General features: G+C 70.7%; 14 protein-coding genes. 10 read left to right on the top strand and 4 right to left on the bottom strand.

Annotation, left to right across the window (positions count from 1 at the left end; translation table 11 throughout):
• The first annotated feature begins 1 nt into the window (after position 1).
• Positions 2–1,030 (top strand): ABC transporter ATP-binding protein, encoded by a 1,029-nt coding sequence (locus tag BZY54_RS01280; RefSeq protein WP_244216894.1) that lies wholly within the window; start codon positions 2–4, stop codon positions 1,028–1,030.
• 33 nt (positions 1,031–1,063) lie between these two features.
• Positions 1,064–1,810, top strand: a complete 747-nt coding sequence (locus BZY54_RS01275; protein ID WP_086722467.1) for a DUF1707 SHOCT-like domain-containing protein — start codon at positions 1,064–1,066, stop codon at positions 1,808–1,810.
• 4 nt (positions 1,811–1,814) lie between these two features.
• On the opposite strand, the gene BZY54_RS01270 is transcribed toward BZY54_RS01275, so the two are convergent.
• The gene (locus tag BZY54_RS01270; RefSeq protein ID WP_086722466.1) at positions 1,815–3,161 is read right to left on the bottom strand and encodes an SGNH/GDSL hydrolase family protein; all 1,347 of its coding nucleotides are present in this window, start codon (positions 3,159–3,161) and stop codon (positions 1,815–1,817) included.
• 289 nt (positions 3,162–3,450) lie between these two features.
• Between BZY54_RS01270 and BZY54_RS01265 the strand changes: the two genes are divergently transcribed.
• Positions 3,451–4,773 carry a DUF445 domain-containing protein gene (locus tag BZY54_RS01265; RefSeq protein WP_244216893.1) on the top strand — a complete coding sequence of 441 codons (1,323 nt, stop codon included), beginning with the start codon at positions 3,451–3,453 and terminating at the stop codon, positions 4,771–4,773.
• A gap of 110 nt (positions 4,774–4,883) precedes the next feature.
• Complete coding sequence (locus BZY54_RS01260) at positions 4,884–6,407, top strand: MFS transporter (RefSeq protein WP_086722465.1); 1,524 nt, start codon at positions 4,884–4,886, stop codon at positions 6,405–6,407.
• Here the strand turns inward: BZY54_RS01260 and BZY54_RS01255 are convergent.
• Positions 6,379–6,876 (bottom strand): DUF2269 family protein, encoded by a 498-nt coding sequence (locus BZY54_RS01255; RefSeq protein WP_086722464.1) that lies wholly within the window; start codon positions 6,874–6,876, stop codon positions 6,379–6,381. The genes BZY54_RS01260 and BZY54_RS01255 overlap by 29 nt on opposite strands.
• Positions 6,877–7,060: 184 nt before the next feature.
• On the opposite strand from BZY54_RS01255, the gene BZY54_RS01250 reads away from it, so the two are divergent.
• Positions 7,061–8,050, top strand: a complete 990-nt coding sequence (locus BZY54_RS01250) for a GlxA family transcriptional regulator (RefSeq protein ID WP_086722463.1) — start codon at positions 7,061–7,063, stop codon at positions 8,048–8,050.
• Positions 8,051–8,069: 19 nt separating this feature from the next.
• Here BZY54_RS01250 and BZY54_RS01245 read toward each other — a convergent pair whose 3' ends face one another.
• A complete protein-coding gene (locus BZY54_RS01245; protein ID WP_086722462.1) occupies positions 8,070–8,387 on the bottom strand; it encodes a hypothetical protein in 318 nt (105 codons plus the stop codon).
• Between the two features lie 236 nt (positions 8,388–8,623).
• On the opposite strand from BZY54_RS01245, the gene BZY54_RS01240 reads away from it, so the two are divergent.
• From BZY54_RS01240 to BZY54_RS54620, 5 genes are all read left to right on the top strand, one after another.
• The gene (locus BZY54_RS01240) at positions 8,624–9,097 is read left to right on the top strand and encodes a carboxymuconolactone decarboxylase family protein (RefSeq protein WP_086722461.1); all 474 of its coding nucleotides are present in this window, start codon (positions 8,624–8,626) and stop codon (positions 9,095–9,097) included.
• A 179-nt stretch (positions 9,098–9,276) separates the two neighbouring features.
• The gene (locus BZY54_RS01235; protein WP_086722460.1) at positions 9,277–9,696 is read left to right on the top strand and encodes an Hsp20/alpha crystallin family protein; all 420 of its coding nucleotides are present in this window, start codon (positions 9,277–9,279) and stop codon (positions 9,694–9,696) included.
• 123 nt (positions 9,697–9,819) lie between these two features.
• Positions 9,820–10,296: a DUF2267 domain-containing protein gene (locus tag BZY54_RS01230; RefSeq protein WP_086722459.1), complete on the top strand. Its 477-nt coding sequence runs from the start codon at positions 9,820–9,822 to the stop codon at positions 10,294–10,296.
• A 140-nt stretch (positions 10,297–10,436) separates the two neighbouring features.
• Positions 10,437–11,291 carry an alpha/beta fold hydrolase gene (locus tag BZY54_RS01225; RefSeq protein ID WP_086722458.1) on the top strand — a complete coding sequence of 285 codons (855 nt, stop codon included), beginning with the start codon at positions 10,437–10,439 and terminating at the stop codon, positions 11,289–11,291.
• Positions 11,292–11,379: 88 nt separating this feature from the next.
• Positions 11,380–11,511 (top strand): hypothetical protein, encoded by a 132-nt coding sequence (locus BZY54_RS54620; protein WP_279634624.1) that lies wholly within the window; start codon positions 11,380–11,382, stop codon positions 11,509–11,511.
• Between the two features lie 25 nt (positions 11,512–11,536).
• Here the strand turns inward: BZY54_RS54620 and BZY54_RS01220 are convergent.
• A partial coding sequence (locus tag BZY54_RS01220) for a DEAD/DEAH box helicase (RefSeq protein WP_244216892.1) occupies positions 11,537–14,395 on the bottom strand: 2,859 nt, incomplete at its 5' end.

The following is a 14,395-nucleotide window of genomic DNA, read 5'->3' as shown; positions in this document are numbered from 1 at the left end:
CATGGTTGTCATGGGAGTGGACGGCGGCTTCGCGGACGCGGACTCCGCGGACCCGGGTTTCATCGAACTCGACCGCGTCGAGAAGGTCTTCGACGTGCGCAAGAGGACCGGGTTCCTCAAGAGGGAACGGCGGCAGGTGCGTGCGGTCGACGCGATCTCCTTCTCCGTGGCGCGCGGCGAGATGGTCGGCTACATCGGCCCGAACGGCGCCGGCAAGTCGACGACGATCAAGATGCTCACGGGCATCCTCACCCCCAGCGGCGGCCGGCTGCGCGTCGCCGGGATCGACCCCTCCCGTGAGCGGACGCGGCTCGCGCAGCGCATCGGGGTGGTGTTCGGGCAGCGTACGACGCTGTGGTGGGACCTGCCGCTGATCGACTCCTACCGGCTGATGCACCGCATGTACCGCATCCCCGACGCCCGTTACCGCGAGAATCTCGACCGCTGCGTCGAGCTCCTCGAACTGGCCGACCTGCTGGACGTCCCGGTGCGCCAGCTCTCCCTGGGCCAGCGCATGCGCGGCGACATCGCGGCTGCCCTGCTGCACGACCCGGAGGTCCTCTACCTCGACGAGCCGACCATCGGCCTGGACGTGATCAGCAAGGCCAGGGTCCGCGGGTTCCTGCGCGACCTGAACGCCGAGCGCGGCACCACGGTGCTGCTGACCACGCACGACCTGCAGGACATCGAGCAGTTGTGCTCGCGGGTGATGGTCATCGACCACGGGCGCCTGATGTACGACGGCCCGCTGGCCGGGCTGCACGAGGCGGGCGGGGGCGAACGCACCCTGGTGGTCGACCTGGAGCGGGAGCTGCCGCCGATCGAGGTGCCCGGCGCGCGCGTGGTGCGAGTGGAGGGGCCGCGGCAGTGGCTGGCCTTTCCGGCCGCCGAGTCGGCGGCGCCGCTGGTGGCGCGGATCGCGGACGGGTACCCGCTGGTGGACCTGTCGGTGCGGGAGCCGGACATCGAGGCGGTGATCGCGAAGATGTACGCGGGGTCGGCGGCCGGTGCGGAACGCGCGGCCTCGTAGCCTCCCGAGCGGGGAACTCGTAGGCTGCTCCGCATGACCGACGATGCCCCGGAGCTGCGCGCCTCCGACGCCGATCGTGAACGAGTCGCCGAGGTCCTGCGGGACGCCCTCGCCGAAGGGCGGCTGGACATGGCGGAGTTCGAGGAGCGCCTGGAGGCGACCTACAAGGCGCGCACGTACGGGGATCTGGCTCCGCTCACCCGTGACCTGCCCGCCGCGCAGGCCGCCGCTCCGGCGGTGTCCCTGAACAAGGCGCCTCAGGAAGACGGAAGTTGGCCGGGGCGGGTGGTCGGCGGCGAGGGCACCTCGTCGTGGGCCGTCGCCGTCATGTCCGGGTTCCAGCGCAAGGGGACCTGGACCGTGCCCAAGCGGTTCAACTGCTTCACCTTCTGGGGCGGAGGGGAGATCGACCTGCGCGAGGCGAACTTCGCCGACCGCGAGGTCGAGATCAACTGCGTGGCCATCATGGGCGGGATGCAGATCATCGTGCCGCCCGGCGTCGAGGTGGTCGTGCGCGGCATCGGCATCATGGGCGGCTTCGACCACCGCGAGGAGGGCGTACCCGGGGAGCCGGGCGCCCCGCGCGTGATCGTGACGGGCTTCGCCTTCTGGGGCGGCGTGGGAGTGGAGCGCAAGCTCACCAGGGCGGAACGGCTCCGCCTGAAGGAGGAGCGCCGCCAGGAGAAGCTGGACCGCAGGGCCGAGCGCCGCGAACTGCAGGCGGCACGCCGCGAGGAGCGCTGGGAGCAGCGCGACCGCCGCAGGAACCGGCACTACTGACGGCTCAGACCCCCCTCTGCACCGTCCCCCACAGATTCCCCAGGTCGAACACCTCGCCCATCTTGCGGAACCCCAGGTCGCTGGGGTGCAGATGGTCGCCGGAGTCGTACGCGGCCCGCAGCCGCCGCGGGTCGTGCGGGTCGCGCAGCGCCCGGTCGAAGTCGACGACGGCGTCGTACACGTCCCCGGCCCGGATCGCGGCGTTGACCTGCTGCCGTACCGCCTCCCGCGTCGTCGACCACCCCGGGTGGCCCGCGGCGGGCATCAGCGTGGCGCCGACGACCTTCAGCCCGCGCGCGTGGGCCTGCCGCACCAGTGAGCGCAGGCCGTTGACGATCTTCGCGGGCTCGGGCGTCCGACGGTTGCGCAGTATGTCGTTGATGCCGAGGTCGACGACGACGACCTTCACGTTCGTGCGATCGAGCACGTCCCGCGAGAAGCGGTGCAGCCCGCTGGGGTTGTCCGCGGGCCGCCCGAGCCCGTCGGCGAGCACCTGGTTCCCGCTGATGCCCTCGTTGACGACGCTGTAGCGGGGCACGTCCCGGTGCTCCGCGCCGGCGGCCAGCAGCCGCTCCGAGAGGACGTCGGTCCAGCGGCGGTTGGCGTCGACGGTCGAGGTGATGCCGTCGGTGATCGAGTCGCCGAGGACGACGACGGTCCCGTCCGCCTGGTCGCTGAGCAGGTCCAGCGCGGTCAGGTACCGCCAGGACGGCGTCCGCTCGGTGTACGGCGTGCCGGTCACGTCCTCGGTGTGGTCGCCCTGGGCGACGTAGGAGACCTGGCGGGCGTGCGGATGCAGGGTGACCGGGCCGGAGGGGGTGGGGGAGTAGGTGGTGACCAGGACGTCCGTGTCCTGCGGCACGGCTATTCGGACGGCGTCGCTCACCACATGGCCGCCCGCGGGGACGACGACGCTCGGCGCGCCGGAGAAGGTGAGCCGCCGCATCGTGTCCGGCGCGGCGGCGGCGGTGCCGCCGGATCCGGTGCCCCTGGAGGCGGCGACCGCGATCGTGGCGTGCGTGATCGTCAGCGGCGACTGGCCGTAGAGATTGGACAGCGTGATACGGGCACTCGTACCCGCGACGCCGGTGTGCACGACGTTGCGCACCGAGCGGCCCGCCATGCCGAGGCTCTCCGTACCGGGCTCGGCGGCGGCCGGGGCGGCGGCCCAGGCGCCCACCCAGAGCCCTGTGGAGGCGGGCGCGGCCGAGTTGTGGCTCCCGCGCCGGGTGCCGAGGGCGCCGGTGGACGTGCCGTCGTCGGAGGTGAGCACGCCGTAGAGAACGGCGGAAGCGGCCACGATCAGCGTGACGATCGCGGCGAGCAGGCTGTAGCCGTGACGCCTGGTCATACGGGTGATGTTCTCCTCCGGCGGCGGGAGCCCAGCGCTCCGGTCCTCTTCCGACAGACGACGGGAACTTCTGTTCCGTTCCGGGAGTCGGTCAGGCAGGGACAATTGTGTACGGGACTCGTGGGCGATCATCGAACGGGTGGCCCCGAAGCCCGGTGCGGCGGAGCCGAAGGACTGTAACGGAACCCGAGGACCGGAGCGGAACCGAACGGGTCGAGCGAGCCGAGCGGCTCGGACGGAGCCGAAGGACTCGGGGCGGAGCCGACGGGTCGAGTGGATGGAACGGTGGATGGAACAAACGACACAGGCCGGCTCGGGAGAGGCGCAGGCCGCCGTCTCGCACCGTGCGATGACCGTGTTCAGCCCCGCCGACGAGGAGCGCCGGCGCGGGGTGCGCCGGATGAAGCTGACAGCGACCGCGATGCTGCTGTTCGTGGCCGTGGTCTACGTCCTCGCCAAGTGGGCCGAGCACGCGGGCGCCGGCGCCTGGGCGGGCTATGTCGCCGCGGCCACCGAGGCGGGCATGGTGGGCGCCCTGGCCGACTGGTTCGCCGTCACCGCCCTCTTCCGCCACCCCCTGGGCCTGCCCATCCCGCACACCGCGATCATCCCGACCAAGAAGGACCAGCTCGGCATCTCGCTGGGTGAGTTCGTCGGCGAGAACTTCCTCTCCGAGGACGTGGTGCGCCAGCGGCTGCGCGCCGTGGGGATCGGCAGCCGCCTGGGCGCCTGGCTCGCCCACCCGGAGCACGCGGACCGGGTGACCGCCGAGCTGGCCACCGCGCTGCGCGGCGCCCTGACGGTGCTGCGCGACTCGGACGTGCAGGCGGTGGTCGGCGAGGCGATCACTCGCCGGGCGGGCGCCCAGGAGATCGCGCCCGGCCTCGGCAAGATGCTGGAGAAGATCGTCGCCGACGGCGGCCACAAACGGGTCGTCGACCTGGTCGTCACGCGTGCGCACGACTGGCTGGTGCTGCACGGCGACTCCGTGATGGACGCCGTGCAGGGCGGCGCGCCCGGCTGGACGCCGAAGTTCGTCGACCGCAAGGTCGGGGAGCGCGTCTACAGGGAGCTGCTGCGTTTCGTCACCGAGATGCGGGACATGCCCAGTCACCCGGCGCGCGGGGCGCTGGACCGCTTCCTCACCGACTTCGCCTCCGACCTCCAGTCCGACAGCGACACACGCGCGCGGGTGGAGCGGCTCAAGGGCGACGTGCTGGGCCGTGGCGAGGTCCAGGACCTGATCGCGTCGGCCTGGACGGCCGTACGGTCCATGATCGTCGCGGCGGCGGAGGACGAGCGCAGCGAGCTGCGGCTGCGGGTGCGGGCCTCCCTGCTCTCCCTGGGCGCCCGGATGGCCGTGGACTCCAAGGCGCAGGGCAAGGTCGACCGCTGGGTGGAGGGCGCGGCGGTGTACGTGGTGACGACCTACCGCAAGGAGATCACCTCCCTGATCACCGACACGGTGGCGAGCTGGGACGCCGAGCACACCACCCGCAAGATCGAGGCCCACATCGGCCGCGACCTGCAGTTCATCCGCATCAACGGCACGGTGGTGGGCTCGCTGGCGGGGCTGCTGATCTACACGGTGTCGCGGGTGCTGGGGGCGTAGGCCGCCGGCCGGTCGCTGGGTACCGGGTGGGCCGGTCGGCCCCGCCCCGGGCGTGATCCCGTCGATCAGAGGGAACCCGCATGGCGTTCCGCTCGACGAGGAGGGAGCCCATGGCCACCGCTGACGCGGCCACCGGCCGTACCGTGACCACCAGTATCCCCGCCCGGCTCGACCGCCTTCCCTGGTCGCGCTGGCACTGGACGATCGTCATCGGTCTCGGCACCGTATGGATCCTTGACGGCCTGGAAGTCACGGTCGTGGGCAACATCGCCAGCCGGCTGTCGGAGCCCGGCAGCGGACTCGCGATCAGCTCCGGTCAGGTCACGGGCGTGGCCGCGGCCCTCTACGTGGCGGGCGCCTGCGTCGGCGCCCTGTTCTGGGGCCGCCTGACCGACCGCTACGGCCGCAAGAAGCTCTTCATGGTCACCCTTGCGGTGTACCTCGCGGCGACGGCCCTGACGGCCCTCTCCTTCCAGGCCTGGTGGTTCTTCCTCTTCCGCTTCCTGACCGGCTTCGGCATCGGCGGCGAGTACGCGGCGATCAACTCCGCGATCGACGAGCTGATCCCCGCGAACTACCGCGGCCGCGTCGACCTGATCATCAACGGCAGCTTCTGGGTGGGCGCGGTCGGCGGCTCCCTCCTGTCGATCCTCGCGCTGAACACCGGCATCCTGGCCGCCGACGTGGGCTGGCGGACGACGTTCGCCCTGGGCGCGGTCCTGGCGCTGGTGATCCTCCTGGTCCGCCGCCACGTCCCCGAGAGCCCGCGCTGGCTGCTGATCCACGGCAGGGACCGCGAGGCCGAGGAGGTGGTGGCCGACATCGAGGGCCGGATCGCGGCGGAGAGGGGACAGCCGCTGCCCGAGCCGCACGGCGAGATCACCATCCACCAGCGCAGGAGCGTGAGCTTCGTCGAGATCGGCCGCACGGTCTTCGCCGAGTACCGCAGCAGGGCCGTCCTCGGCTTCTCCCTCTTCATCGGCCAGGCCTTCCTCTACAACGCGATCACCTTCGGCTTCGGCGCCATCCTGACCAAGTTCTTCAACATCCCCTCCGACCGCACCGGCTACTACTTCGCCGTCATCGCGGTCGGCAACTTCATGGGCCCGCTGCTGCTCGGCAAGCTCTTCGACACGGTCGGCCGCCGGGTGATGATCTCCTCCACCTACCTGCTGTCCGGTCTGCTCCTGTTCGGCACGGCCTGGCTGTTCGGCGGCGGCTCGCTGAGCGCGGGAACCCTGACGGCCTGCTGGTGCGTGGTGCTGTTCTTCGCCTCGGCCGGCGCCTCCAGCGCCTACCTGACCGTCTCCGAGATCTTCCCGATGGAGACCAGGGCGATGTCCATCGCCTTCTTCTACGCCATCGGCACCGCGGCCGGCGGTATCAGCGGCCCGATGCTCTTCGCCGACCTCACCGGCACCGGCAAGGTCGGCGACACGGTCCTCGCCTTCTCCATCGGCGCCGCGCTGATGTGCGCCGCGGGCCTGGTGGCCGCCTTCCTCGCGGTCAGCGCCGAACGGCGCTCCCTGGAGGACATCGCCAAGCCGCTGACGGCGGTGGCGGAGAAGGCGAAGGCGGCCCGCAAGGGCGGCGGCCACCCGGACGTCACGCCCCCGTCGTCGAACCCGGCCTGACGATCATCAGCACGGTCACGGCGGCCCACAGCAGATTGAACAGGCCGGTGACCATGGCGAGCCGGACGGTGGCGCGGGCGGCGGCGGTGACCGTCACGCCCCCGCTCCCGCCCTCCGGCGCTGCCCGGGTCTCGAACGCCTCCGCGATCGCGGCCTGCCGTGGCAGCACGAGGGCGACGAGCACGAGCGCGGCGAGCGCGGTCAGCGCGATCGACACGATCAGCCAGGTGTCGCCGAGCACCCCCATGTTCCTCGCCGTGGCGAACCCGAACACGGGCACGACGACGCCGACGGCGGCGTACACCCGGCAGATGCGCAGCAGCAGCCGCACGGTCTCCACCGCCCCGGGATCGTCCGGCGAGGCCAGTGCGCGGCGGGCGGCGGGCGGGAACATGCTGGCCGCGACGGTGACGGGCCCGATCGCGACGATCGCGGCCAGGACGTGCACGGCGAGGAGGAACTTGGTCACGCGGCGACGCTAGGCGCACCACTGATCACGAAGAAGTGGCGAAAATGCCAGGTACTGACGGATTCCCGCCGCAGAGCACCGATGGCTGCCGCGAACGCCGACGAGCACTGACGGAGTCCCGCCGCCGAAGACTGCGGCTACCCCCAGTGCCGTCCCGCGGGGGCTGCGCCTACGCTCCGGCTTCATGCACATCGTGGCCGTTCTGGCACTGGACCAGGTGATTCCGTTCGACCTCTCCGCCCCCATCGACACCTTCGGCTGGGCGAAGCTGCCTGAGGGCGGGGCGGCGTACGCCGACGCGCACCTCGACGGCCGGGACGCGTACGAGGTCCGGGTCTGCGCGGTGACACCGGAGGTGCGAGCGGCCTCGGGCGCGTTCACGGTCCGGGCGCCGTACGGGCTGAAGGCCCTGGCGGAGGCGGACACGATCATCGTGCCCGGGGTCGCCGATCCCACGGCTCCTCTCCCGCCGGGCGTCGCGGAGGCACTGCGCGCGGCGGCGGCGAACGGCACCCGCATCGCCTCGATCTGCGTGGGCGCCTTCGTCCTCGCGGCCACGGGCCTGCTGGACGGCCTGCGCGCGACGACCCACTGGAGGGCGGCGCGGGACCTGGCAGAGCGGTACCCCGGGGTGAGCGTCGACCCGAACGTGCTCTACGTCGACAACGGTCAGTTCCTGACCTCCGCGGGCGCGGCGGCGGCGCTGGACATGTGCCTGCACATGATCCGCGGGGACCACGGTTCGGCGGTCGCCGCGCACGCGGCCCGGATGTCGGTCATGCCGCTGGAACGGGAGGGCGGCCAGGCCCAGTTCATCGTGCACGACCTGCCCCCCGCACCGGCCGGCGCCACGCTGGAACCGGTCCTCCAGTGGCTGGAGGCGAACTGCGGCCGCGACCTCACCGTGGACGAGATCGCGGCCCACGCGGGCATGAGCACCCGGACCCTCAACCGCCGCTTCCGCGAGCAGACCGGCACGACACCGCTGCGGTGGCTGCACCGGGCGAGGGTGCGGCGCGCCCAGTACCTGCTGGAGACGACGCCGTACCCCGTGGAGCGCATCGCCCTGCAGGCGGGCTTCGGCTCCCCGACCGCCTTCCGGGAACGCTTCCGCCGCGTCGTGGGCACGAGCCCGAGGGCGTACCGGAAGGCGTTCCAGGCGGCGCGGGTCTGAGCCGCGCGAAGGGGAGGCCCTAGGGGTGGCGCCGGTCGGCGACGGCCCAGGAGGCGAGCGCGACCGCGCCCGCGACCCCGAACACGGACGGCCAGGCGCCCACCTTCTTGGCCAGCGGATGCGACCCGGCGAACGCGGCGACGTAGGCCGCGGTGAGCGCCCCGGCCGCCTTCCCGCCCGCCCGCTGCCGCCACTGCTGCGCGGCGGCCGCCCCGGCGACGGCCAGCACGGCTCCGCCCAGCTGCCGCTTCTTCGTCCACCGGGCCACGCCGTACCCGCCGACGAGCCCGCCGGCGGCTACCACTGCCGTAGGGATCTTCGCCGCAACCTTCGCCATCACTGCCTCCCGGCCTCCAGAGGCCGTTCGGCCTCCCGTTGACGTAGAACAAACCGAGGCTAACCCGCCCATCGGGACGCCCGTCGGCCGCCCTCGGGCACGCGAAGCCCGGCGTGCATGGGGTGTGATGCAGGTCACGCAACCTGGTCGTGTGGAGCTGTCACACACCGCGGCAGGTCCCCGTCGTACCTGTGCAACCCCGGAACGACGAACGAACGATGAGCAAGGAGCCCACGATGGAAGCCCGTATCAACCTCTTCGGAAACGCCGTCGCGAACAAGTTCTTCCGCTACATCAACTCCGCGGGCAAGGTCCTGTCGGACTCGACCCTCCCGGCCGCGACGCAGGAGCTGGTGAAGATCCGCGCCAGCCAGATCAACGGCTGCGGTTTCTGCACCGACATGCACACCAAGGACGCCACGGCGGCCGGTGAGACGTCGGTGCGTCTCAACCTGATCGCCGCGTGGAGGGAGGCCAAGGTCTTCACCGAGGCCGAGCGCGCGGCCCTGGAACTGGTCGAGCAGGGCACCCGGATCGCGGACGCGGCCGGCGGGGTCAGCGACGAGGCCTGGGAGAACGCCGCCAAGCACTACGACGAGGACCAGTTGGCGGCCCTGGTCTCCCTGATCGCCCTCATCAACGCCTACAACCGCCTGAACGTCATCGTCCAGCAGCCGGCGGGCGACTACGAGCCGGGCATGTTCGGCTGAACCGGAGCCCGGACGGAGGGGGAGCCGGGGCCGGGGCAACCGGGTCCTGGCGCCTGAGTTCGGGTTCCGGCTCAGGCCGGCTCTGACATGAGCCTGGGCTTGTCAAGTTTTCGTCCTCGAGTTATATAAGGAGTCGTAGGGCATCGCACAGCAGTGCCGCACGAGAGGAGTGACCTGTGATGCTCATGCGCTCCGATCCCTTCCGCGAGTTCGACCGCCTCGCGCAGCAGGTCTTCGGCCCCACCCGACCCGGCGCGATGGCCATGGACGCGTACCGCTCCGGAGACGACTTCGTCGTCCACTTCGACCTCCCAGGGGTCGACCCCGAGACCATCGACCTCGACGTCGAACGCAACGTGCTCAACATCCGTGCCGAGCGGAAGTCACCCGCCCCCGAGGGCGCCGAACTGATCGTCGCCGAACGCCCCACTGGCGCTTTCACCCGTCAGTTGTTCCTCGGCGAAACCCTCGACACCGAACGCATCGACGCGTCGTACGAGGCCGGCGTCCTCACACTGCGCATCCCGGTGGCCGAACAGGCCAAGCCGCGCAAGATCCAGATCAGCGGCGGCAACGGGCGCAGGCAGCTGACCGGCTGAGCGCCTGAACCGGCAGCCGCGGCGAAAGCGGCTCACGAGAGGCGTCCCGCGGGCTCGGTACTCCCCGCGGGACGCAGCCACGTGTCCCTGTCCGGACGGACCCACGCGGAGGAGACCAGCAGAATGATCACGACGACGGCACCGGCCGAGACGACGAGGCGCGTCGCGAGCGCCGCGCGCGGCGACGACGCGGCGGAACGACGGCGCTGGGAGGAACTGACCGGGAAGGTGAGGGAAGCCGGCCAGTACGCGACGAGATCGGAGGCCGAACGAGTCACCCGCATCGTCCTCTCGGCCCTGGGCGGCCACGTGACCGGCGAGGAACGAGTGGACCTGGCCCGAACCCTCCCCAGGGAAGCGGCACGGGTGATCGCCTCCCAGATCCCGGTCACCCGCTCCCTCACCGCACCGGAGTTCGTCGAAGCGGCGGCAGCCCGCATCGAGGGCTCCACGCCGGCCACGGCCCGCTGGGACGTGAGCTCGGTCCTGAGCGTCCTGGCCGACATGCTGGACGCGGACCTGCTGAACCGCATCCTGGCCCAACTCCCCCCGGGCTACGCGCTGCTGTTCGGCAGGGCGGAACTGTCCCCGGTCAGCTGACGGCCCGGACGAGCCACCGGCGAACGGCCACCGGTCACCGTCAGGAAGCCGAAACTCCCTGGCGGTGACCCGCGCCCATCCGAGATCCTGGCTGCAGCAGACCGGGCCCGCGGCCGGCCCCAGGACAACCGGAGCGAAACGTGACGACAAGGCGCCCCGCACCCCTCAGCGGCGCCACCCGGGTGACCCGCGCGGACGGCACCAGCCTCGCCTACGAGGACCACACGCCACGCCTTACGTCACCGCCCGGCCCGCCCGGCCCCGTTCTCCTCCTCCACGGCCTGGCAGGCCACAGGGGGGAATGGGACGACCTGGCCGCCCGACTGCGGACGGCCGGCCACCGAGCGGTGACCTACGACGCCCGAGGCCACGGCGAGAGCACCCGCCGCCCCCGGGACGTGACCCGTGAGGCCCACGTGGCGGACGCCGCAGCGCTCATCAACGACCTCTCCCTCGCCCCCGCCACCGTGATCGGCCAGTCCATGGGCGGCCACACCGCCCTCCTCCTGGCCGCCGCCCACCCCGACCTCGTGAAGTCCCTGATCCTCATCGAGGCAGGCCCGGCCGTCGTACCCCCGAACGTGCCCAAGGACATCGAGAACTGGCTGGACTCCTGGCCGACCCCGTTCCCGTCGTTCGAGGCGGCCACCGACTTCCTCAGCCACGAGGCCTGGGCGAGCGGTCTGGAGGAGAGGGAGGACGGCTGGTGGCCAAGGGTGGACAAGGACGTCATGGTCGCGTCGATACGGGAGCTGACGAAGAGGGACTACTGGCCCGAGTGGGCCGAACTCACCTGTCCCACCCTGGTGGTCCGCGGCGAGAACGGCACGATGCGGAAGGAGGAATTCACCGAGATGCACTCCCGCCGCCCCGGGACGACACGCCTGGTGACCGTCCCTGACGCGGGGCACGACGTCCACTTGGACCAGCCGACGCGCCTGTACGAGGCGGTGCAGGCCTTTTTGGGCGCCACCCCGAGCCCTTCGGTCCCCTGAAGGGCAAGGTGCGAGTGGCCGATCCGACGCCACGCGGCAGCCGCAGAGTGCCTGGTCACGACGGCCTGCCCTGGCTCAAATCCGCCAATTGCCGCAGGGCGTTTTCCGATGCCCCGCCGGCTGGCAGGGCCTCGGACGCGTGCTGATGGTGATGCTCGGCCTGGACTCGATCCGCGAGGCCACCTTCCTCTTCCGCGGCCCGAACCGGCTCACGCCTTAGTCGGTAGCTGGAGGGGTGTCGGCGGTCAGCTCGCTGTGATGGCCGAGTACGTCCACACATCGGCCGGAAGCTGGTGTTCCAGGCGCCAGGTGATGGCCATGGGCTTGCTGCCGGTGTGGGTCTCGTAGGTTGCCGGGCCGAGGAGGACCCAGGGCTGGGACTTGCCTGTGTCGGTGTTCGTGTAGCGCCGCATGAACAGCACGACGTGGCTGCCGCGCCGTCGGTGCTGCTGGTAGCGCAGTCCCGTGCGGGAGTTCTCGGCTGTCGAGTTCTGGGACTCCCAGTGGAAGAGCGTCGGGCTGAGCGCGTAGTCCTTGTACCGGACGGTGGGCGAGAAGTCCTTCTCGTTCTTCTCCAGCGTGATGAGCAGGGCGTCCGTGCGGAGTTCCTCGACCCACTGCACGCCCTGCGCGAAGGACCGGGGCATCTGGCCGCCGAAGCGTGCGACGCCGAGAGCGGCCAGGATCTCGGAACGGTTGTAGGCGCTGTGGATCTTCAGCGGTACGTGGCTGAGGCTGCCGGACAGAGGGATCGGGAAGTGGTCGGCCTGCTCGATGACGTACGACAGGACCTGCCGCAATTCGTCCCGTACCGCCCGCTGTGAGCGCAGTGAGGCGAGGCCCTGCTGGAAACTCGTGAATCCGCCGGCGTTGTCCCACAGGTTGAAGAACAGCATGCGGGCGTAGGCCTGGTCGGCGGGGTCCAGCGCCTCGTACGGCGGTGCGTCGTCGCCGAGGAGGCGCAGGTACGCCTGGGCGCGCTCCGGATCGTCCACGTGGAGGAAAGCGTGGACACGCTTGAGCAGTGAGGCCTCGCCCGAGGGCGCGGCCTCCTCGATGAGGCCGGCTCGGCGCAGGACGGTCGTCCAGGAGTTGTCGCTCTTGTACAGCTCCTTGATCTCCCGGCGGCTCTCCCTGAGGTAGTCGGCGAGGCGCGGCGTGCCGTACGCCCTGACCTCGTTCACCAACGTCTTCACCGTGGCGCCCAGTTGGGCGCGAATGTTGTCGAGGACCAGTTCCTTGGACTTGCCCTCCAGGAGGATCTGGCAGCCGGACGGCAGTTGCGGGAAGTCACGCTCGATGTGGTCGACCAGCCGGTTCCGCGACAGATTGGTCAGAGCTCGGAACTGCTCTTCGAAGCGGAACTCCGCCCGGTGCTGCCCGATGAAGTCCAGCACGGTGAGCACCGGCTTGGTCTCGGTGCGCCGCAGCCCTCGGCCGAGCTGCTGGAGGAAGATCGTGGCACTGCTGGTGGGGCGGAGAAGGAGCAGGGTGTCGACGTCGGGAATGTCGAGCCCCTCGTTGAACAGGTCGACGGAGAAGATCACCTGGAGCCTGCGGTCTCGCAGGTCGCGCAGGGCTTGGACACGGACGTCGGGGGCTGAGTCGCTGTCGAGTGCCACGGCCTTGAAGCCGGCCCTGCGGAAGAAGTCCGCCATGAAACGGGCATGCGCCTTGCTCACGCAAAAACCCAAGGCCCGCATCCCCCCGGGGCTGGAGACCTTGTCCCTGATCTGCTTCACCACGATCCGGGCACGGGCGTCGTTGCCCGTGTAGAGGTTGTCGAGGTCCTGATCGGCGTATGCGCCCCTCTGCCAGCCCAGGTTCGTCAGATCCGTGCCGTCAGGGATGCCGAAGTAGTGGAAGGGGCAGAGCAGGTCGTTCTCCAGTGCCTCCCACAGCCGCATCTCGGCCGCGATACGCCCCTCGAAGAACTCGTCTTGGACGTTGAGCCCGTCCATGCGCTCGGGAGTCGCGGTCAGGCCCAGCAACTCCTTGGGCGCGAAGTGCTCTATCACCCGGCGGTATGTGGTGGCCGTGGCGTGGTGGAACTCGTCGATGACGATGATGTCGAAGTGATCGGGGGCCAGTTGCTCCAGCCGTCGGACGTTGAGTGACTGGACGCTGGCGAAGACGTGGTTCCAGTCGCGTGGGTCCTCTCCCGCGTGCAGCAACTCCCCGAACGAGGCGTCGTCCAGCACTTCCCGGTACGTGCGCAGGGACTGGTTGAGGATCTCCTTGCGGTGGGCCACGAACAGCAATCTCGGCCGCCCGGTGGCCGACTCCCCGCACAGGTTGCGGTAGTCGAGGGCGGCCATCACCGTCTTCCCCGTACCGGTGGCGGCCACCAGCAGGTTCTGATGCCGCCCGCGGATCTCCCGCTCGACCCTGAGCCGCTCGAGCATGTCCCGCTGGTGTGGGAAGGGACGTACCTCGAGCCCGGAGAGGTTGATCTTCAGGTCGGTTGACCGGGTGCTGCCGCCCGCCTGGGCGAGCGCCCCGTCCAGACGCTCACGGTGCAGGTCGGGGTCGTACGTCTCGAAGGCCGTGTCGTTCCAGTAGGCGTCGAAGGTCGCCTCGAACTTGTCCAGCACCGCGGGCGTGGCGATGGACGACAGGCGCACGTTCCACTCCACGCCGTCGAGCAGTGCGGCCCTGGACAGGTTCGAGCTGCCGACGTAGGCGGTGTCGAAGCCCGTCCTGCGCCGGAACAGCCAGGCCTTGGCGTGCAGGCGGGTCGAGCGGATCTCGTAGTTGACCTTGACGGTCGCGCCGAAGTCGCGGACCAGGCGGTCCAGGGCGTCGCGGTCGGTTGCGCCCATGTACGTGGTCGTGATGACCCGGATGGGTACGCCCCGTTCCTTGGCGGCGCGGAGAGCGTCCTCCAGGACCCGTATGCCGTACCACTTCACGAACGCGCAGAGCAGATCGATGCGGTCCGCGGTCGCGAGCTCGGCGCGCAGCTCGGCGCCGAGGCTCAAGTCCTCGGGCGAGTTCGTCAGTAGCGATGTCTCGGACAGCGGGGTGAGGGGACGGATGGCGTAGGCCCCCGGCAGTTGCTGGCCCTCGACGAGCAGGAGGCACCGGGGGCCTACGCCATCCGT

It is taken from the genome of Streptomyces carpinensis (assembly GCF_002154505.1).
In the GTDB taxonomy this organism is placed as follows: domain Bacteria; phylum Actinomycetota; class Actinomycetes; order Streptomycetales; family Streptomycetaceae; genus Streptomyces; species Streptomyces carpinensis.
This window is presented reverse-complemented; position numbering and strand designations above follow the sequence as displayed.

Coding starts and splice junctions, on each gene's coding strand:
- BZY54_RS01275 (WP_086722467.1), top strand. CDS start 1,064: ATGACCGACGATGCCCCGGAGCTGCGCGCCTCCGACGCCGATCGTGAA.
- BZY54_RS01280 (WP_244216894.1), top strand. CDS start 2: ATGGTTGTCATGGGAGTGGACGGCGGCTTCGCGGACGCGGACTCCGCG.
- BZY54_RS01245 (WP_086722462.1), bottom strand. CDS start 8,387: ATGGCGAAGGTTGCGGCGAAGATCCCTACGGCAGTGGTAGCCGCCGGC.
- BZY54_RS01265 (WP_244216893.1), top strand. CDS start 3,451: ATGGAACAAACGACACAGGCCGGCTCGGGAGAGGCGCAGGCCGCCGTC.
- BZY54_RS01260 (WP_086722465.1), top strand. CDS start 4,884: ATGGCCACCGCTGACGCGGCCACCGGCCGTACCGTGACCACCAGTATC.
- BZY54_RS01270 (WP_086722466.1), bottom strand. CDS start 3,161: ATGACCAGGCGTCACGGCTACAGCCTGCTCGCCGCGATCGTCACGCTG.
- BZY54_RS01250 (WP_086722463.1), top strand. CDS start 7,061: ATGCACATCGTGGCCGTTCTGGCACTGGACCAGGTGATTCCGTTCGAC.
- BZY54_RS01240 (WP_086722461.1), top strand. CDS start 8,624: ATGGAAGCCCGTATCAACCTCTTCGGAAACGCCGTCGCGAACAAGTTC.
- BZY54_RS01235 (WP_086722460.1), top strand. CDS start 9,277: ATGCTCATGCGCTCCGATCCCTTCCGCGAGTTCGACCGCCTCGCGCAG.
- BZY54_RS01230 (WP_086722459.1), top strand. CDS start 9,820: ATGATCACGACGACGGCACCGGCCGAGACGACGAGGCGCGTCGCGAGC.